This window comes from Symbioplanes lichenis (assembly GCF_030709675.1).
Lineage (GTDB): Bacteria > Actinomycetota > Actinomycetes > Mycobacteriales > Micromonosporaceae > Actinoplanes > Actinoplanes lichenis.
The window spans coordinates 232,898-251,915 of sequence record NZ_JAUZQD010000012.1; the positions used below are offsets into that span (position 1 = coordinate 232,898).

Sequence of the window (19,018 nt, forward strand, 5' to 3'; positions counted from 1 at the left end):
ACGGCTTCCGTTGCATCAAAGAAGTGTGATGAGGGAGGCTTCTTGAGGTTCCGGCTGTCCGCCTTCGCGGGCCTGATCGCCGTTCTGGGGGCCACGCTGGGGGCCGCCGCGCCGGCCCAGTCGCGGCCGAAGGAGCTGCCGGCCTGCGGCAAGGGCAAGGCGTCGACCACGGCCCCCACCACCCGGCCGAGCATGAGGGCGGCCGGCGCCTGCCGCGCCACCGGGCGGGTCCTCGAGGCGGGGGTCGACATCAACCAGGTGCGCACCCACTACACCCCGAGCGGCTACCACCACCTGGGCGCGGGCACGGCCGGCGAGTGGGGCGGCGTCTCCGGACGCATCGAGGTCGTCGACGGGGCGGTGCGGCCCAACACGTACGACTTCGTCGCCGGCCGCTTCATGGTCAAGCGCGACCTCGGCGGCGGCAGCATCTCGTGGCTGGAGGCCGGCTGGGCCGAGACCGGCTGGGCCGGCCAGGGCCGCCAGCACATCTACACGTTCAACACCAACACGAAGACCTGGCAGTTCTACGACCAGTACCACCTGCGCGCCGGCGACCGCGTCTGGCTCGACCTGCACACCGACGCGGACAATGTCTGGCAGGCGTGGCTGTGGTGGAACAACCGCTGGAACCTCCTGACCGCCCAGCGCCTCCCGGTCGGCCAGAGCGCCTACGTCGAGCAGTACGTCGAGGTCCACGTCGACCCCTCGAAGCCCGCCCACGTCCTGGTCCCGACGGTCACGGTCGACAATGTGCAGCTGCGGGCGCCGGGCGGCGGGCCCTATCGCTTCTGGCGCGAGGATGTGGGCACACTCACGGCCGACGCTGCCAAGCAACGCAACGGCGGGTTCTGCCTCAACTGGCGGACGCTCTACGACACGTGGGACGCCGGCGACTGCCCGGGCTGATCCCGACGCAGAGGGGATAACGGCATGACGAGACCGTTTCGCTTCGGAGTGGTTGCCCCGATCACCACTGACCGGCCGACGTGGCTGGCCCGGGTGCGCCGCATCGCCGACAGCGGCTACTCGACGCTGCTGATGCCCGACTTCCCGCTGCTGCAGCCGGCGCCGGCACCCACGCTGGCCACGGTCGCGGCCCTGACCACCTTGCGCGTGGGCACCTGGGTGTACGCCTCCCCGCTACGCCCGGCCTGGCTGACGGCGTGGGAGGCGCACTCGCTGTCGCAGCTCACCGACGGGCGCTTCGAGCTGGGCATCGGCACCGGCCGGCCGGGAATCGACGACGAGCTCCGTGACAAGGGAATGCCCGCCGTCCCGCCGGCGGAGCGGCTGGACCGGATCCGCGACACCGTCCGGCGGCTGCGCGATTTCGACGGCCCCGACCGGCACACGCCGATCGCGATGGCCGTTCGCGGCCCGAAGGCTCGCGCACTGGCGGCCCAGGTCGCCGACACGGTCACCTTCGTGCAGGCGCCGGACGAGCCCCGGGCCGAGGTCACCCGGCTGGCCCGCGACCTGCGCGCCGCCCGGGACGTCGAGCTCGCGAACGCCGTGGCGGTCATCGGCGACCGGGTCGCGGCGCACATGGCACCGCCCGGCACCGACACTGCCGCGGCTCGTGCGGCGGACTCGCTGGTCACGCTTCCGGAGGATCCGGCGGCCGCCGCCGAGGAAATTCAGCGGCGACGGGAGGAGATCGGTTTCTCCTACTTCGTCATCGGCGCCGACGCCGCCGACGCATTCGCTCCGGTCGTAGCCAAGCTCGCCGGGCGATAGTCGCCGGCGAACTCGTTGCTGCTCACATGCCGCCGGCGTTGGCGTAGGAGTGGAGGCCGGTGAAGAAGAGGTTGACGCCGAAGAGGTTCATCAGCATCGTCACGAAGCCGAGCAGGGCGATCCACGTGGCCGTCGTGCGCTTGACGCTCGGGGTGGCGCGGGCGTGGAGGTAGGCGGCGTAGACGACGAAGGAGATGAAGGCCCAGACCTCCTTGGGGTCCCAGCCCCAGTAGCGGCCCCAGGACGCCTCGGCCCACAGGGGACCGGCGATCAGGGCGCCGAAGGTGAAGAGCGGGAAGCCGAAGGCGTGCAGGCGGAAGGTGAGGCGTTCGAGGGCGGCGGCCGCCGGGACCTTGGCCCCCAGCGCGTACGGGAAGCGGCGCTTGCCCTGGTCGTAGCCGGTGCGGATCAGGAACATGGCCGCCGGGACGCCGCCGATCAGCAGGATGCCGCTGGCCAGGATGATCGAGGAGACGTGGATGATGAACCAGTACGAGTTCAGCGCGGGCACCAGCGGCCCGACCGGCGCATAGGCGATCAGCCCGTCGGCGCCGAGCAGCACGGTCAGCGCGAGCGTGGCGAAGAGGCCGAGGTGGCGGATGCCGGGCCAGCGGGTCAGCACGCCGAGCCACACCGCCGAGCCGACCAGGCCGACCGTGAGGATGTACTCGTACATGTTGCCCCAGGGCATGCGGTCGGCCGCGATGCCGCGGGTGACCACCGTGCCGAGGTGCAAGGCGAAGGCCAGCCAGGTGAGCCCGACGGCGATCGTGCCGAGCAGCTCACCGCGGTCGCGCTTCGGCTCCGCCGCCACCGCTGGCGATTCGTCCGAAATGTCGTCAGTCGGCGCGCCGGCGCCGACGAGCTGCCGGGCGGGACGAGCCGCCGCCCGCCCGATGTGGCTGCGCGCACCGAACGCGTACTCCGCCGCATAGAACACCATGGCCAGCAGGTACGCGAGCACCGTGATGCCCATCAGCTGGTTGGACAACTCCGCCATCAGGGCGTCCCTTCCTCCGGGCCGCGCGCGGCCCCCACAAGTCGTCCGAACTCGTCCGTGAAGCCCGGATAGTCGGAGCGCGGCAGGCCACCGGCCTCCACCAAACTACCGGAGCCCTCCCGGGGCGTGATCCGGAACCACATCCTGCGCCGATGCCCCGACAGCGAGAGCATCAGGCCGAGCAGACCCACGACCGCACCCCCCAGTACGTACGGCTGCGCGGGGTCATAGCGGACCGAGATCGTCGCGAACTCGCGGGTGCCCACGAACTCCAGCTTCGTCCCGTCGTCCAGGGTCATCGTCTGCCCCGGGGTGAGCCGCTGCGGGCGGTCACCGCTGATCTTCTTGAGCGCGCCGTTGTCGATCTGATCCTGGTTGAGCGAGTAGACCGACTGCGGCAGCCCCACCTCGACGCCCAGGTCGCCCCGATAGGCTGTGAGGAACAGCACCGGGTCGTTCTCCGCCGGGAAGATCGAGCTCGCGCCGCCGTTCGGGTCGACCGTGGGCAGGAACACGCCCTCGAAGCCGAGCTGCAGCTTCACGTCGCGCTTGTTGGTCTTCGGGTCGATGTTGATGTCCGGGAACTGCGCCACGCCCTCGCTGGTGAACATCCCGTCGCGGGGCAGGAACGGCACCACCTTGGTCTGCGACACGCCGTAGCGGTCGGTGTAGCGCAGCACCATCGCGTAGCCGTGGCCAAGCGGATAGATGTTGCCCTGGGACAGGCGCAGCGGGCTGTTGACCGAAAACTCCTTCGGCGCCCACGGGCCGTCCTGCTTCGTCTGCAGCTCCACCTTGGCCGCGAAGGACTTGGCCTGCCCGCTGTCCTGGTAGGTCGCCGCGAAGTCGTCGAGGCGCAGGCAGAAGAACGGCAGGTCGGAGGGCTGGACGCGGGGCCCGAGCGAGGACTCGTCGTACTGCGTGACGCTGTTGCAGAACGCCTGGTCCTGGCCCTCGACGAGGATGCGGTTGCCGTGCCACCCGTACCAGTAGCCGAAGCCGACGCCGAGCAGCACCGTGAGCATCGCGGCGTGGAAGAGCAGGTTGCCGGTCTCCTTGAGGAAGCCCTTCTCCGCGGAGACCGTCCAGCTGCCGTCCGCGTGCTCGCGAATCTTCGTGCGGAAGCGCTCGCCGCGCAGGGCCTTGGCCGCCAGCTGCGCCGCCTCGGCCGGAGCGTCGGTGCGCTCCTCGCCGGCGGCGTGCTGGGGCAGGCGGTCCATCCGGCGCGGGGCGTCCGGCGGCACGGTGCGCAGGGCCCGGATGTGGTCCCGCAGCCGGGGCGCCACACAGCCGACGAGCGAGGTGAAGAGCAGCAGATAGATCGCCGCGAACCAGGCCGACGAGTAGACGTCGAACGCGCCGAGCGTGTCCAGCTTCGGGGCGAGGTCCGGGTGCTCGCGGAAGTACTGCGTCACGCGCTCCGGGCTGACCGGGCGCTGCGGCCACACCGAGCCCGGGATCGCGGCCACCGCCCAGAGGAAGAGCAGGACGAGGGCCGTACGCATGCTCGTCAGCTGGCGCCACGAGTTGCGCAGCAGCGTGACCGCTCTATGGGGCCGGCGTGGGGCCGGAGCGGGCGCGGGGCGTTCCTGAACGGCCGTCACAGCAGCGTCCCCGAGTCGAAGTTGAACGTGGTCTGCAGCCAGATGAGGAAGCTGTCCCAGCCCCCGGTGACCAGCGTGACACCCACGAGGATGAGCAGTGCGCCGCCGATCCGGGTCACCCAGCGGCTGTTGCGCCGCACCGCCTTGAACAGGCCGAGCAGCCGCCGGAAGAACAGCCCGAACAGCACGAACGGCACGCCCAGTCCCAGGCTGTACGCCAGGGCCAGCACCACCGCCCGGTCGGTCTCGCCGGCGCGGGTGGCCAGGCCGAGCACGACACCGAGGGTGGGACCGACACACGGCATCCAGGACAGCGCGAAGATCGCCCCGAAGATCGGCGCGCCGATGAGCCCCGCGTTCGGCAGTTTGGTGATGCGCAGCTCGCGCTGCATGCCCGGGACGAATCCGAGGAAGGCCAGTCCCAGGATGATGATCAGGATGCCCAGCACGATGTTGAGCGTGTTCTTGTGGACCAGCAGCGTCTTGCCGATGTTCGCGACCAGGGTGGTGGTCAGCGTGAAGACGATGGCGAAGCCCAGGACGAACAGCCCGGTGCCCGCCAGGATCCGGCCCTTCACCCTGGTCTGCTGCCGGGCATCCAGATCGGACCCGGCCAGGCCGGTGACATAGGAGAGGTAGCCCGGCACGAGCGGGAGCACGCACGGCGACAGGAAGCTGACCAGCCCGGCCACCGCGGCCACCAGCACCGCCAGCAGCAGCGGGCCGCTGCCGGCGACGTCGGCGAAGGTGTCCCCCATCAGCCCTTCGCCTCCGCGGCTATCCGCTCGACCAGCGGCTGCAGCTCGGCGATCGTGGTCGACCGGCGGATGGCGGCCGCGATCCGGCCCTCCCGGTCGAGGATCAGCGTGGCCGGCGTGGTGGTCTGGGTGACGTCGAACTTGAGCGCCACGGCGCTGCTCGGGTCGTAGATGCTCGGATAGCTGACCTGGAAGGCCTGCTCGAAGCGCTTGGCGGCGTCCCGGTCGTCACGCACGTTGACGCCGACGAAGGCGACATTTTTCGCCTTGGTCGCCTGGAACGTGCCCTCGAGGTCATCCGCCTCGGCCCGGCACGGGTTGCACCAGGAGCCCCAGAAATTGACGACGACGACCTTGCCCCGGTCGTTGGCCACGTCGTAGGTGCCGCCGTCGAGCTGCTCGCCGGTGACCTCACGGGCCTCCGGGCGCTGCTCGGGCGTGCACTCGACCACGTCGTCCTTGCTCGTCGTGCACTTCGACGCCCAGCTCGAACTGCCGCACCCCGTCAGGGCACCGGCCGCGACGGCGGCGGTGAGCACGACAGCGGCGAGCCGGCGCATCGTCATGCCCCCTTGGCCGTCCGGGCGCCGGGCGACATCGCGACCAGCGCCGCCGCGGGCTCCGCATAGTCGATGCCGACCACCTTCGCCCCCTCGAAGCGGAAGGAGGTCAGGCTGGCCAGGCCGCACTGCCGGCGCCGCGGGTCGTGCCAGAGGCGCTTGCGCTCGACATAGCGCCGCAGGGTCCAGATCGGCAGCTGGTGCGAGACGCAGACCGCCTCGTGGCCCTCCGCGGCGACCCGGGCGGCCTGGACCGCCTCGAACATCCGCTGCGCGATCTGCAGGTAGGGCTCGCCCCAGCTGGGCGTGATCGGGTCGCGCAGGACCCACCAGTTGCGCGGGTTGCCGAACGCCCCGTCACCCACGGCCACCTTCTTGCCCTCGAAGAAGTTCGCGGACTCGATGAGCCGGGTGTCGGTCGCCGTCTCGAGCTTGAAGTGCGCCGCGAACGGCTCGGCCGTCTCCTGGGCGCGCTCCAGGGGACTCGCGACGACGTGCGTGATGTCGCGGTCGGCGAGCCACTCGGAGGCGGCCTTGGCCATCTGCCGGCCGAGCTCGGAGAGGTGGAAGTCGGGCAGGCGGCCGTACAGGATCTTGGCGGGGTTGTGCACCTCGCCGTGCCGCAGCACGTGCACCGTGGTCCTGGTCTGCTCGGTCATGCTCTTTCCCCCGCTGCCGCGGCGGCGCGCGCCGCGATGGGCAGCGCCGCACCGATGGTCTCCAGCGCCGCGTCGTCCAGGGCGGTCGACACGAACCACGACTCGAAGGCGCTCGGCGGCAGATAGACGCCCTGGCGCAGCATCGCGTGGAAGAAGGCCTTGAACGCCGCGCCGTCCTGCGTCTTCGCCGTGTCGTAGTCCACGACGTCGTCCGGCGTGAAGAAGATCGAGAACATGTTTCCCGCGTACGACAGCCGGTGCGCCACCCCCGCGTCGTTGAGCGCCGCGGACGCCAGCGCGCCGACCGTCGCCGACAGCTCGTCGAGGCGCTTGTAGACCGCGTCGTCCGCCAGGCGCAGGCTGGTCAGCCCGGCCGCGCAGGCCAGCGGGTTGCCGGAGAGCGTGCCGGCCTGGTAGACCGGGCCGGCCGGCGCCAGCCGGGACATGATCTCCGCCCGCCCGCCGAAGGCCGCCGCGGGCAGCCCGCCGCCCATGACCTTGCCGTAGGTGAAGAGGTCGGCGTCCACCGGGTCGAGCCCGGTCCAGCCGCCCGCGGACACCCGGAAGCCGGTCATGACCTCGTCGACGACGAGCAGCGCGCCGTGCCGGTGGGCGATCTCGGCCAGCCGCTGGTTGAAGCCGTCGCGCGGGGCCACCACGCCCATGTTGCCGGCGGCCGCCTCGGTGATGATCGCGGCGATGGCGTCGCCCTGCTCGGCGAAGACCGCCTCGACCGCGGCCGGGTCGTTGTAGGGCAGCACGATCGTCTCGCTGGCCGCCGCGCCGGTGACGCCGGGCGAGTCGGGCAGGCCAAGCGTGGCCACGCCGGAGCCGGCCGCGGCGAGCAGCGCGTCCACGTGGCCGTGATAGCAGCCGGCGAACTTCACGATCTTGGACCGGCCGGTGAAGCCCCGGGCCAGCCGGATCGCGGTCATCGTCGCCTCGGTGCCGGAGCTGACCAGCCGCACCTGCTCGACCGGGGTGCGCCGGACGATCTCCTCGGCCAGCTCGACCTCCCCCTCGGTCGGGGTGCCGAAGCTGGTGCCGTGGGCCGCGGCGGACTGGATGGCGGCCACGATCTCCGGGTGGGCGTGGCCGTGGATCAGCGGCCCCCACGAGCAGACCAGGTCGACATAGCGGCGGCCGTCGGCGTCGAAGAGCCACGGTCCGGCGCCGCGCGCCATGAACCGGGGCGTCCCCCCGACCGCACGGAACGCTCGCACGGGTGAATTGACCCCGCCGGGCACGGTGGCCTGGGCGCGGTCGAACAGGGCCTGGGAGACCGGGGCCTCGTCCGGGTAGGGACGGCCGTCGGCGTGGTATGAGGTGGTCACAGCGACATCCATTCTGTCAGCGCGGGCCTGGGGTCGTCCTGCCAGCCCCGCCCCGGGTTGCGGAAGTCACCTTGCTCCCCGCGCGCAACGCTTGTCCCGATCGCGCCCGGCAGGCCGGATCACGCTGCTCGCGATAGGGTGACGGGGTGGAGCGACCGGAGCTGTCCATCACGGTTGATAGTGCTCCCGACGAGGTCGTGTTCCACCTCGCCGGGGAGATCGACGTGCTCACCGTGGCGAAGCTGTCGGCGATGGTCAACGAGACGCTGGCCGATCCGCCGGGCCGCATCGTGCTCGACATGTCAGGTGTCACCTTCTGCGACTCGCAGGGGCTGGGCACCCTGGTGGTCCTCAGCCGCAAGGCCCAGCATGCCCGCGCGGTGCTGTCGCTGGCCAACGTCGGCGACTTCCTCATGCGGGTGCTCGACATCACGGGCCTGCGCTCGGCCCTCATGATCACTGTGTGAGAGCAGGCAGGGCAGCGACCGTTTCGCGCAGCGCCCGGGCCAGGTCGTCGGCCGGCGGGTTCGGGCGGGCGCGGCGGGCTGTGACGATGCCGACATAGCGGGTCGGGCACGGCTGCTCCAGCGGCACCATCGCCAGGCCGCCCGGCTCCCCGCTCAGCGCGATGCGCGGGATCATGCTGATGCCCACCCCGGCGCGGACCAGCGACTGGGCGAAGACATAGTCGGTGCCCCGGCAGGCGATGCGCGGCTCGAAGCCGGCCGCCGCCGCATAGTGGCCGAGGATGTCGTCGATGATCAGGCAGCCGTGCACCCAGCGCTCGACGGCCAGATCCGAGATCGTCAGCGACTCCCGGGCCGCCAGCGGGTGCCCGGCCGGCAGCACGATCCACATCGGGTCGTCGAGCAGCGGCGTCCAGGTCAGACCGGAAGGCACGGGCATCTGCGGATCGTCGAAGGTGTAGACCAACGCCAGGTCGGCCGCCCCCTCGCGCACGAGCGGCAGGCTGTCCTCGGGCTCGTTCTCCAGCACGGTCAGCTCGACGCCGGGGCGCTCGGCGGCGAACCGGGTCAGCGCCGCCGGCAACAGCCGCTGTCCACCGCTGGTGAACGTGGCCACGGTCAAGGTTTCCCGCTCACCGTCGGCCAGGCGGGCAATCTGACTCTCGGCGTACGCGATCTCCGCCGCGATCGCGTCACCCGCCTCGGCCAGCACCCGGCCCGCCCCGGTGAGCTCGACGCCACGGGTGCTGCGCCGCACCACGGGCGTGCCGACCGTGCGTTCCAGGGCGCTGATCTGCTGCGACACCGCCGACGGGGTGATGCGCAGCGTGGTGGCGGCCCGATTGAAGCTGCCGTGGCGGGCGACTTCCCGGAGCACGGCGAGACGGCGCACGTCGATCATCAGCTGTCCTTAACACGGCACAAGCAAGTGGCCACTACCGCTTACCACGGTAACCGGTGACGCTGGAATCGTGAATCGTCGCGCTTGGTCGCTCTTCCTCCTCGTCTCCATCCTGTGGGGCATCCCGTACTTCCTGATCAAAATCACCCTCGAGGACCTGTCCCCGATCGTCGTCGTGGCCGGCCGCATCGCCGTCGGCGCGCTCGTCCTGCTCCCGGTGGCCGCGCTGCGCGGGAGCCTGGCCGCGCTGCGGGGGCACGCCCGCCCGGTGCTGGCCCTGTCGGTGGTGCACATTCTGATCCCGTTCACGCTGATCACGTACGGGGAAACGCACATCAGCTCCTCGCTCACCGGCCTGCTGATCGCCATCGAGCCGGCCGTCATCGCCCTCCTGATGGTCCGGGCCGAGCCGCTCACCCGGGGCCGGACGACCGGCCTGGTGCTGGGCTTCGCGGGCGTCGCCGTGCTCGTCGGCGTCGACATCTCCGGCGACCGCTGGGGCCTGCTCGGGGCGGCCATGATCCTGGTCGCGGCCCTGAGCTACGCGGTGGCCACGATGCTGGTGCAGCGCCGCCTCGCGACCGTCCCGGCCGAGGCCCTGACCGCGGCCACCACGTCGATCAGCGCGGTGGTGCTCGTACCCTTCGCGCTCTTCGCCCTGCCCACGAGCCCGGTGTCGGGCCGCGCCTGGACCGCCCTCGCCGTGCTCGGCGTCTTCTGCACCGCGGTCGCCCTGCTCGCCTTCTACCAGCTCATCGGTCACGTCGGCGCGGCGAAGGCCGGCTTGGTCACCTACGTCAACCCGGTCGTCGCCGTCCTCCTGGGCGTGCTCCTGCTCGACGAGCACTGGGGAATCAGCACGATCGCCGGCTTCACCCTCGTCGCGGCGGGCTGCTGGCTCTCCGCCCGCCCGGCGACCCCGTCACCCGCGGAAGCTGAACTGCCGGCCGAGCTCGCGAAAGCCGAGTGACCGCAGCGCCGGGCCCCGGCACCGCGGCGGGCTCCCCGAAACGCCCCCCACCCCGCGCGCCCGGTCGAGCAGCGTCACACGCCCCGCGCGCCCGGTCGAGCAGCGTCACACGCCCCAGCGGGCCTTCTCGAGGATCTCGAGCGCCTCGGCGGCGGCCGACGAGCCGCCCGCGCGGAGGGTGCGGGTGGCCTCGTCGACCAGGTCGGTCAGGCGCTGCCACTGGGCGTCGCGCTCGCGGTTGGCCTCGCTCTGGGCCTTGAGCTGCTGGTTTTTGGTCCACAGCTCGACGAAGACGGACACCTTGGCCCGCAGCACCCACGGGTCGAAGGGCTTGGTCAGATAGTCGACCGCGCCCACGGCATAGCCGCGCAGGGCGAGCTGGGCGTCCCGGTCGGCCGCGGTCAGGAAGAGGATCGGGACGTGCCGGGTGCGCTCGCGGCGCTTGATGTGCCCGGCCGTCTCGAAACCGTCCATGTTCGGCATCTGCGCGTCCAGCAGGATCACGGCGAAGTCGTCGACCAGCAGCTGCTTGAGCGCCGCCTCGCCGCTCTCGACCGCGACGCACTGCACGGGCAGGCCCTGCAGGATCGCCTCCAGCGCGAGCAGATTGTCGCGGCGGTCGTCCACCAGCAGGGCCTTGGCTCGCTCAGCCACGGTCACTCTCCGTCCCGGACGTCCTCGGTGGCGTTCACCCAGCGGGCCATGATCTCGATCAACTGGTCCAGGTCGACGGGCTTGGTGATGTAGTCGCTCGCCCCCGCCGCCAGCGCCGACTCGCGGTCGCCGGGCATCGCCTTGGCAGTCAGGAACACTACCGGGAGATCCTGGAAGCGCTGGTTGCGGCGGATCCCGCGGGTGGTCTCGTAGCCGTCCTGGTCGGGCATCATGGCGTCCATCAGCACGATGTCGACCTCGGGGTGCTCGGCCAGCAGGCGTACGCCGTCCACCCCGTTGTCCGAGTAGAGCACGTTGAGCCCGTGCATCTCCAGGGCGCTGGTCAGGGCGAAGACGTTGCGCACGTCGTCGTCCACGATGAGCACCGTGGCGCCGTCGAGCTGCCGGCTCGCCGGACTGACCGGGTGCGGCTCGGGCTCCGGCTGCGGCGCCGTGATCAGGGGCATGTCGAGCGAGGCGAGCGACGGCCGGCGTACGGTCACCGGGCTCTGCTCCGGCATGTGGGGCAGGCTCGGCACCGGGATGGCGTCGGGCACCGGCACGTCCGGCATGTAGAGCGTGAACGTCGAGCCCTCGCCCGGGCGCGACTCCACCACGATCGTGCCGCCGAGCAGCGCCGCGAACTCCCGGCTGATCGACAGGCCCAGCCCCGTCCCGCCGTACTTGCGGCTGGTGGTGCCGTCGGCCTGCTGGAACGCCTCGAAGATGAGGCTGAGCTTCTCGTCGGAGATGCCGATGCCGGTGTCGGTGACCGAGAACGCGACGACCTGGTCGGCGGCGGACAGCGACGGCATGTCGAAGTCCGTGCCGGCCGGCGCCGGATAGATGCTCAGCGTGACCGAGCCGTGGTCGGTGAACTTGACCGCGTTGGACAGCAGGTTGCGCAGGATCTGCTGGAGCCGCTGCTCGTCGGTGACGATCGACTCGGGCAGCTCCGGCGCCACCTCGACCCGGAACTCCAGGCCCTTCTCCTGTGCCTGCGGCACGAAGGCCTGCTCGACATAGCTGCGCACGCCATCGAAGTCGACCTGGTCGGGCTCGACGTCCATCCGCCCGGCCTCGATCTTGCTGAGGTCGAGGATGTCGTCGATCAGCGACAGCAGGTCGGAGCCGGCGCTGTGGATCGTCCGGGCGAACTCGATCTGCTTGCTGGTGAGGTTGCGGTCGCTGTTGTCGGCCAGCAGCCGGGCCAGGAGCAGCAGGGAGTTGAGCGGGGTGCGCAGCTCGTGGCTCATGTTGGCCAGGAACTCCGTCTTGTAGGCCGACGCCCGGGAGAGCTGCTGCGCCTTCTCCTCAAGGCCGAGCCGGGCCAGCTCGATCTCCCTGTTCTTCGTCTCGATGTTGCCCTTCTGCTCGCTGAGCAGCTGCGCCTTGTCCTCCAGCTCGGCGTTGGTGCGCTGCAGCTCGTTGGACTGGTCCTGCATCTCGCGGGCCAGCCGCTGCGACTGCGTGAGCAACTCCTCCGTACGCCGGTTGGCCTGGATGGTGTTCAGGGCGATCCCGATCGTGGCGACCAGCCGCTCCAGGAACGTCAGGTGCAGTCCCGAGAAGACGGCCACCGAGGCGAACTCGATCACGCCGAGCATCTCGCCCTCGAACAGCACGGGCAGCACGACGAGGTCGTTCGGCGGCATCGACATCAGGCCCGAGCGCATGGTCAGGACGCCGTCGTGCGTGGCCCGTACGCGAATGGTCCGCCGGGAGACCGCGGCCTGGCCCACCAGTCCCTCGCCGGGGCCGAACGTGACCTCGTGGTTGCGCGCCACGTAGCCGTAGGAGGCGGCGAGCCGCAGGCGCATCTGGGCTTCCTCGTTGTCCATGAGGAAGAAGGCGCCGAGCTGCGCGTCGACCAGCGGCGTCACCTCGGTCATGATCATGCGGCAGACCTCGCCGAGGTCCCGCTGGCCCTGCAGCAGGCCGCCGATGCGGGCCAGGTTGGAGTCGAGCCAGCCCTGCTCGGCGTTGGCCTTCGTGGTCTCGCGCAGCGCCACGATCATCTGGTTGATGTTGTCCTTCAGCTCGGCGACCTCGCCCTGCGCCGCGACGGCGACGCTCTGGGTCAGGTCGCCGCGGGCCACTGCCGTGGACACCTCGGCGATCGCGCGCAGCTGGGTGGTCAGCGTGGACGCGAGCTGGTTGACGTTGTCGGTGAGGTCGCGCCAGGTGCCGGCCACGCCCTTGACCTCGGCCTGGCCGCCCAGCTTGCCCTCGATGCCGACCTCGCGGGCCACGCGCGTGACCTCGTCGGCGAAGGACGACAGCTGGTCGACCATCGTGTTGACCGTGTCCTTGAGCTCGAGGATCTCGCCCCGGGCATCGACCGTGATCTTCTGCGACATGTCGCCCTTGGCCACGGCCGTGGTGACCGAGGCGATGTTGCGCACCTGGGCGGTCAGGTTGGAGGCCATCGAGTTGACGTTGTCGGTCAGGTCACGCCACGTGCCGGCCACGCCTTGCACCTGCGCCTGACCGCCGAGCTTGCCCTCGGAACCGACCTCACGGGCCACGCGCGTGACCTCGTCGGCGAACGACGACAGCTGATCGACCATCGTGTTCACGGTCATCTTGAGCTCGAGGATCTCGCCCTGGGCGTCGACCGTGATCTTCTGCGAGAGGTCACCGCGGGCGACGGCCGTGGAGACCTGGGCGATGTTGCGCACCTGGGCCGTCAGGTTGGAGGCCATCGAGTTGACGTTGTCGGTCAGATCACGCCAGGTGCCGGCCACGCCGCGCACCTGCGCCTGACCGCCGAGCTTGCCCTCGGTGCCCACCTCGCGGGCCACCCGGGTCACCTCGTCGGCGAACGACGACAGCTGGTCGACCATGGTGTTGACCGTGGACTTGAGCTCGAGGATCTCGCCGCGGGCGTCGACCGTGATCTTCTGTGACAGGTCGCCCTTGGCCACGGCGGTCGTGACCGAGGCGATGTTGCGCACCTGCGCGGTCAGGTTGGACGCCATGTAGTTCACGTTGTCGGTGAGGTCGCGCCACGTCCCGGAGACGCCCTTGACCTCGGCCTGGCCGCCCAGCTTGCCCTCGGAACCGACCTCGCGGGCCACGCGGGTCACCTCGTCGGCGAAGGACGACAGCTGGTCCACCATCGTGTTCATCGTGTTCTTGAGCTGGGCGATCTCGCCCTGGGCGTCGACCGTGATCTTCTGCGAGAGGTCGCCCTTGGCCACGGCCGTGGACACCTGGGAGATGTTGCGGACCTGGTCGGTGAGGTTGGCGGCGAGCTGGTTCACGTTTTCGGTGAGGTCGCGCCAGGTGCCGGAGACGCCCCGGACCTGCGCCTGACCGCCCAGCTTGCCCTCCGTGCCGACCTCGCGGGCCACGCGCGTGACCTCGTCGGCGAAGGACGACAGCTGGTCGACCATCGTGTTGACGGTGTCCTTCAGCTCCAGGATCTCGCCCTGGGCGGCCACCGTGATCTTCTGCGACAGGTCGCCCTTGGCCACGGCCGTGGACACCTGCGCGATGTTGCGGACCTGGCTCGTGAGGTTCGACGCCATGGAGTTCACCGAGTCGGTGAGGTCCTTCCAGGTGCCCGCCACATTCGGCACCTCGGCCTGGCCGCCCAGCTTGCCCTCGGTGCCCACCTCGCGGGCCACCCGGGTCACCTGCTCGGCGAAGAGCCGCAGGGTGTCGGTCACGCCGTTCATCGTGTCGGCCAGCTCGGCCACCTCGCCGCGGGCCGAGACGGTGATCTTCTGCGAGAGGTCGCCCCGGGAGATCGCCGTCGCCACCTGGGAGATCGACCGCACCTGGTGGGTCAGGTTGGACGCCATCGTGTTGACGGAGTCGGTGAGGTCCTTCCAGGTGCCGGCGACGCCGCGCACGTCGGCCTGGCCGCCCAGCTCGCCCTCGGTGCCCACCTCGCGGGCCACCCGGGTCACCTCGGCGGAGAACGACGACAGCTGGTCCACCATCGTGTTGACCGTGCGGCCGATGCGGAGGAATTCACCCCGGAGGGGACGCCCGTCCATCTCGAGGGCCATGTGCTGCGACAGGTCGCCGTCGGCCACAGCGACGATCACGCGGGAGATCTCGGTGGTCGGGCGGGCCAGATCGTCGATCAGGGAATTCACCGAGCGCACGGTGTCCGCCCACGCGCCGTCGAGGCCCTCCTCGTCGAGGCGGTCGGTCAGCCGGCCCTCACGGCCCACGGTGCGGCTGATCCGGCGGACGTCGAGATTCTGCCGCTCCTGCAGCGAGACGACCTCGTTGAACGCGTCGACCAGCTCGCCGAACGTCCCGCCGCGCCGCGCGAGGCGTACTTTGAGATCACCGCGACGCACCCGTCGCAGCGCGTCGGCCACCTCGCCGAGCAGGGCCGTCTCGTCGGTCATGCCGACGCTGACCTCCTTGGCCGCAGTCATGCTGTCCTCACTCAGGTCCGACGGGTCGGGGCGTCCCATCATCCCTCGCCCGCCGGGATGTTCGCGAGATCCGGGCGCGCCCTGTGGATAACCGCGCCGGGCCCGGACAGGCTCGCCCGGCCGGGGCATTGCGAAACGTGGCTTTGTGCAGACGGGCGCCGACAGGAGAGGATGCAAGCGTGCCGGTGGAGGTGGGTCCCACGACGAACGCCCATGTGCGGCGGGTGCGCCTGCCCAACGACCGGCGCACGCCGGCCGCGGCCCGCGCCCTGGTGCGGTCAGTGCTGGAGGAGGCGGGGCTCGAGCCGCTGGTCAACGAGGCTCTGCTGCTGACCACCGAGCTGTCGACCAACGCCGTGGTGCACGCCGGCACCGAGCTCGACATCGAGGTCGCCGCGGACGACGCCGGGCTCACCGTCACGGTCACCGACTTCGCGCCCGGCCCGGTCGAGGAGCTGGCCGTCGGCCCCCGCAACGAGAAATCGGACATCGGCGAGGTCGCCGAGCGCGGGCGCGGCCTGCTGCTGGTCGATCATTTCGCCAGCCGGTGGGGCACGGTCCACGAGGGCACCGGCAAGGGGGTCTGGTTCCGGCTGGAGCACCGGGCCGCGACGCCGGTGACCGCCGCGCTGCCGGTGACCGAGGGCGAGCCGACCCCCAGCGTGGGTGAGCTCACCGCGCTGCTCGAGGTCGACCCGTCGCGCACCACCGACGAGGGCCTCGCCGACTTCGCCACCGAGCTGCTGGTCCGGCTGGCCCGGCTCTCCGGCGCCAGCGGGGCGGTCGTGCGCCTCGACCGCGGCGACGGCTCCGGGCGCATGGTGCTGGCCCGGCACGGCCGCGCCCCGCGCGACGACGCGGCCACCATCCGGGTGCCACTCGCGGTGCACCGGCCGTACGCGGGGGAGCTCGAGCTCGACGCCTCGCCGGACGGCTATGCCCTGCCCCTCGCCACCATCGTCGCCGAGCGGCTGTCGCTGCACCTGGAGAACGACCGCCTGCGCCGCGCCGACCTGCGCCGCCAGACCTGGCTGACCTTCCTGGCCGAGGCGAGCGAGCTGCTGGCGCAGAGCCTCGACGTCAACCTCACGATGGCGCTGATCCCGCAGCTCGTGGTGCCGCGCCTGGGCCAGTGGTGCGCGGTGCACACCACCGACGCCTGGGGCCGGCTGCAGCTCGCGGCGGCCACCCACGCCGACGAGGCGGCCATCTCCCAGCTGCACGGCACGCTCTCCGAGACCGGCCCCGACTCGATCCTGTCCCGGCTCGAGGAGGCGTCCCGGCTCGGTCAGCAGGTGATGTTCGGCACCCCGTCCGAGGGCTTCGCCGTCCCGCTCGTCGCCCGGGGCCAGCGGCTCGGCACGCTCGCCGTCGGCCGCCACCCCAAGCACCGGCACGACGCCGACGAGGTCGCGGTGCTCGAAGATGTGGCCCGGCGCGCGGCGCTCGCCATCGACAACGCGCGTATTCACGACGAAAGGCGCAAGGTCGCCCGTACGCTGCAAGCCTCGCTGTTGCCCCCGGCCCTCCCGCACGTCGACGGGGTCGGGTTCGCGGCGGAATATGTGCCGACCGGTTCCGAGGTCGGCGGCGACTTCTACGACGTCGTGCCGGCCGACGAGGGCTGGGTGGTGGTCGTCGGCGACGTCTCGGGCAAGGGCGTCCAGGCGGCGACCGTGACGGGCCTGGTCCGCGACGTGATCCGGATCCTGGTCGACGACGGCAAGCCGATGACCGAGATCCTCTGCCGGGTCAACCGCACGCTCGTCCAGCGCGGCGGCGGGCGCTACTGCACGCTGGCCATGGCCTCGGTCACCCGCGACGGCGACGACCTGCGGGTCTGTCTGCACCTGGCCGGGCACGACCGGGCGGTGCTGGTCCGGGCGGACGGCCGCACGTCGTTCGTCGGCGAGGGCGGCACGGCGCTGGGCCTGCTGGAGACGATCGCCTCCCCCGACGCCGCGGTGACCCTGCACGCGGGCGACTCGCTGATCTTCTACACCGACGGGGTGACCGAGCGGAGGCGCGGGCGGGAGCTCTTCGGCACCGCCCGGCTCAAGCAGGCCGCGGAGCCGCTGGCCGGCTATCCGGCCGATGTGATGGCGGCCCGGCTGCGGTCGACGACGATCAACTTCTCCGTCGAGGAGCCGCGGGACGACATCGCGATCCTTGTGCTGAGGAACGACGGCTGAGTTCTGTCAGACCCTTCTGGGAGGGTGCCGAGATGGCGACTCAGTACTACACGGCGACCAGCATCGATGGATACATCGCTGATGCGGACAATTCGCTCGACTGGCTTTTCGAGGCCGACTCCGCGGGCGAGCGCTCCGACGAGAACCCCTTCGGCGCCTTCTTCGCGGAGGTCGGCGCCTTCGCGATGGGCGCGACGACCTACGAGTGGGTGCTCGAGCACGAGGGCCTGCTCGGCGAGCCGCTCAAGTGGCAGAACTACTACGGCGACACCCCGAGCTGGGTCTTCACCCATCGCGAGCTACCCCGCATCCCGGGCGCGACGATCACCTTCGTGCGGGGCGACGTGCGGCCGGTGCACGAGGCGATGACCGCCGCGGCGGGCGGGAAGAACCTCTGGGTGGTCGGCGGCGGCGAGCTGGCCGGCGCCTTCGCCGACGCGGGGCTGATCGACGAGCTGATCCTCGGCGTCGCCCCGGTGACGCTCGGAGCGGGCGCTCCCCTGCTGCCGCGCAAGCTGACGGCGGCCCGGTTGCGGCTGACCAGCCTCCAACAGGTCGGACAATTCGCTTATCTGCGATATGCGGTGTCCTGACCTCTGGCATGGTGTTTGTCGTGGCGATGACTCAGTACTACACGGCGACCAGCATCGACGGCTTCACGGCCGATGCGGACGAATCGCTCGAATGGCTCTTCGAGGTGGAGGAGGGCATCGACAACCCGTTCGGCGCCTTCTTCTCCAACGTCGGCGCGTTCGCGATGGGCGCCGCCACGTACGAGTGGGTCCTGCGCAACGACAACGTACTGGACGAGCCGGAGAACTGGCACGAGATGTACGGCGACGTGCCGTGCTGGGTCTTCACGCACCGCGACCTGCCCCTGGTCCCGGAGGCCAACATCTTCATGGTCAGCGGCGACGTCCGCCGGGTGCACGAGGCCATGATGGTCGCCGCCCAGGGCCGCAACGTCTGGCTGGCCGGCGGCGGTGACCTGGTGGCCGAGTTCGCCGACGCCGGGCTCCTCGACGAGATCGTGCTGGCCGTCGCCCCGGTCATGCTGGGCGCCGGCAAGCCGCTGCTGCCCCGCCGGCTCTCCGGCGAGCAGCTGGCCCTGACCAACGTGGCCCAGATCGGCCAGTTCGCCTACCTCTCCTACGCGGTCGGCAACATGGCCAAGCTCGGCCGCCACCTGGCCGCCGACGTGCTCAGCCACTCTGTCATCCCGCTCGCGCCCTCCGCCACTAACTGACGTCGGCCACGCCCCGGACGGCCCGCTCGACGAAGGCGTCGACCGACTCGCCGGCGCCGGGCCGGGCACTGCCGTCGATCAGGAGAGTGCTGAGCCCCTGGGTCAGGGCCAGCGCGCCCGGCAACAGCGGCTCACCCAGGGTGCGCCCCACGGTCGCCTGCAGCTCCGCCATCGCGGTCCGGACCGCGGGGTGCGTACTGCAGATGTGTCCCGCCATCAGCCGGAAGACCTGCGGGCGGGCCAGCGCGAACCGCACACCCTCCTGCACCGTCGCAACCAGCCGGTCGCGCACCGTGTCGCCGGTGACCCCGGCGAGCCGCGCGCGCACGTCGGCGTATCCATGGGCCGCCAGCGCCGCGAGCAGGTCTTCCTTGTCTGCGTAGTGCCGGTAGGGAGCGTTGGGCGAGACGCCCGCCGCCCGGGCCAGCGCGCGCAACGACAGCCGATCGGCCCCTTCCGCCTCCAGCAGCTCCAGGCCGGCCGCCAGCAGAGCAGCGGCCAGGTCGCCGTGGTGATACGTCGCCCGCTCCATG

Annotated in this window: 17 protein-coding genes; 7 read left to right on the forward strand and 10 right to left on the reverse strand. The window is 71.1% G+C overall.

The genetic code is table 11. The annotated features are described in order from the left end of the window. Nucleotides 1-42: 42 nt before the first annotated feature. Together RAN62_RS28095 and RAN62_RS28100 are read left to right on the forward strand one after the other, a co-directional pair. Complete coding sequence (locus RAN62_RS28095) at nt 43-909, forward strand: hypothetical protein (RefSeq protein WP_305787782.1); 867 nt, start codon at nt 43-45, stop codon at nt 907-909. Between the two features lie 24 nt (nt 910-933). Beyond that, entirely contained in the window at nt 934-1,740 is an 807-nt protein-coding gene (locus RAN62_RS28100; RefSeq protein ID WP_305787783.1) for an LLM class flavin-dependent oxidoreductase, read from the forward strand. A 22-nt stretch (nt 1,741-1,762) separates the two neighbouring features. Here the strand turns inward: RAN62_RS28100 and ccsB are convergent, their stop codons facing one another. The 6 genes from ccsB to hemL are packed head-to-tail and all read right to left on the reverse strand — an operon-like array spanning nt 1,763 to nt 7,667. Next, nucleotides 1,763-2,740, reverse strand: coding sequence for a c-type cytochrome biogenesis protein CcsB (gene ccsB, locus RAN62_RS28105; protein ID WP_305787784.1), 978 nt, complete (start codon nt 2,738-2,740; stop codon nt 1,763-1,765). Then, the gene (gene resB, locus RAN62_RS28110; RefSeq protein WP_305787785.1) at nt 2,740-4,344 is read right to left on the reverse strand and encodes a cytochrome c biogenesis protein ResB; all 1,605 of its coding nucleotides are present in this window, start codon (nt 4,342-4,344) and stop codon (nt 2,740-2,742) included. Before resB ends, ccsB begins: the two co-directional genes overlap by 1 nt. Then, nucleotides 4,341-5,102: a cytochrome c biogenesis CcdA family protein gene (locus tag RAN62_RS28115; protein WP_305787786.1), complete on the reverse strand. Its 762-nt coding sequence runs from the start codon at nt 5,100-5,102 to the stop codon at nt 4,341-4,343. Before RAN62_RS28115 ends, resB begins: the two co-directional genes overlap by 4 nt. Beyond that, entirely contained in the window at nt 5,102-5,668 is a 567-nt protein-coding gene (locus RAN62_RS28120) for a TlpA family protein disulfide reductase (protein WP_305787787.1), read from the reverse strand. The genes RAN62_RS28115 and RAN62_RS28120 overlap by 1 nt, the downstream gene beginning before the upstream one ends. After that, complete coding sequence (locus RAN62_RS28125; RefSeq protein ID WP_305787788.1) at nt 5,665-6,321, reverse strand: histidine phosphatase family protein; 657 nt, start codon at nt 6,319-6,321, stop codon at nt 5,665-5,667. Before RAN62_RS28125 ends, RAN62_RS28120 begins: the two co-directional genes overlap by 4 nt. After that, nucleotides 6,318-7,667 (reverse strand): glutamate-1-semialdehyde 2,1-aminomutase, encoded by a 1,350-nt coding sequence (hemL, locus tag RAN62_RS28130; RefSeq protein WP_305787789.1) that lies wholly within the window; start codon nt 7,665-7,667, stop codon nt 6,318-6,320. The genes RAN62_RS28125 and hemL overlap by 4 nt, the downstream gene beginning before the upstream one ends. A gap of 134 nt (nt 7,668-7,801) precedes the next feature. Here hemL and RAN62_RS28135 point away from each other — a divergent pair, with 134 nt between their 5' ends. Then, nucleotides 7,802-8,122, forward strand: a complete 321-nt coding sequence (locus tag RAN62_RS28135) for an STAS domain-containing protein (RefSeq protein WP_305787790.1) — start codon at nt 7,802-7,804, stop codon at nt 8,120-8,122. Here RAN62_RS28135 and RAN62_RS28140 read toward each other — a convergent pair. Next, nucleotides 8,112-9,023, reverse strand: a complete 912-nt coding sequence (locus tag RAN62_RS28140; protein WP_305787791.1) for a LysR family transcriptional regulator — start codon at nt 9,021-9,023, stop codon at nt 8,112-8,114. The two genes, RAN62_RS28135 and RAN62_RS28140, sit on opposite strands and share 11 nt — an antisense overlap. Nucleotides 9,024-9,093: 70 nt before the next feature. Between RAN62_RS28140 and RAN62_RS28145 the strand changes: the two genes are divergently transcribed. Continuing rightward, complete coding sequence (locus tag RAN62_RS28145; protein ID WP_305787792.1) at nt 9,094-9,993, forward strand: DMT family transporter; 900 nt, start codon at nt 9,094-9,096, stop codon at nt 9,991-9,993. 105 nt (nt 9,994-10,098) lie between these two features. On the opposite strand, the gene RAN62_RS28150 is transcribed toward RAN62_RS28145, so the two are convergent. After that, nucleotides 10,099-10,647 (reverse strand): response regulator, encoded by a 549-nt coding sequence (locus RAN62_RS28150; protein WP_305787793.1) that lies wholly within the window; start codon nt 10,645-10,647, stop codon nt 10,099-10,101. Between the two features lie 2 nt (nt 10,648-10,649). Beyond that, entirely contained in the window at nt 10,650-15,047 is a 4,398-nt protein-coding gene (locus RAN62_RS28155; RefSeq protein ID WP_305787794.1) for a hybrid sensor histidine kinase/response regulator, read from the reverse strand. 179 nt (nt 15,048-15,226) lie between these two features. Here RAN62_RS28155 and RAN62_RS28160 point away from each other — a divergent pair, with 179 nt between their 5' ends. From RAN62_RS28160 to RAN62_RS28170, 3 genes are read left to right on the forward strand one after another with little or no spacing between them, the layout of a single operon-like run. Then, nucleotides 15,227-17,239 (forward strand): SpoIIE family protein phosphatase, encoded by a 2,013-nt coding sequence (locus RAN62_RS28160; RefSeq protein WP_305787795.1) that lies wholly within the window; start codon nt 15,227-15,229, stop codon nt 17,237-17,239. Nucleotides 17,240-17,271: 32 nt separating this feature from the next. Next, on the forward strand, nt 17,272-17,832 hold the full coding sequence (locus tag RAN62_RS28165; protein ID WP_305787796.1) for a dihydrofolate reductase family protein: 561 nt from the start codon (nt 17,272-17,274) through the stop codon (nt 17,830-17,832). Nucleotides 17,833-17,840: 8 nt separating this feature from the next. Continuing rightward, nucleotides 17,841-18,485, forward strand: a complete 645-nt coding sequence (locus RAN62_RS28170) for a dihydrofolate reductase family protein (protein WP_438874563.1) — start codon at nt 17,841-17,843, stop codon at nt 18,483-18,485. Here RAN62_RS28170 and RAN62_RS28175 read toward each other — a convergent pair. Next, nucleotides 18,478-19,017: a TetR/AcrR family transcriptional regulator gene (locus tag RAN62_RS28175; protein ID WP_305787798.1), complete on the reverse strand. Its 540-nt coding sequence runs from the start codon at nt 19,015-19,017 to the stop codon at nt 18,478-18,480. The genes RAN62_RS28170 and RAN62_RS28175 overlap by 8 nt on opposite strands. Nucleotide 19,018: the final 1 nt, after the last annotated feature.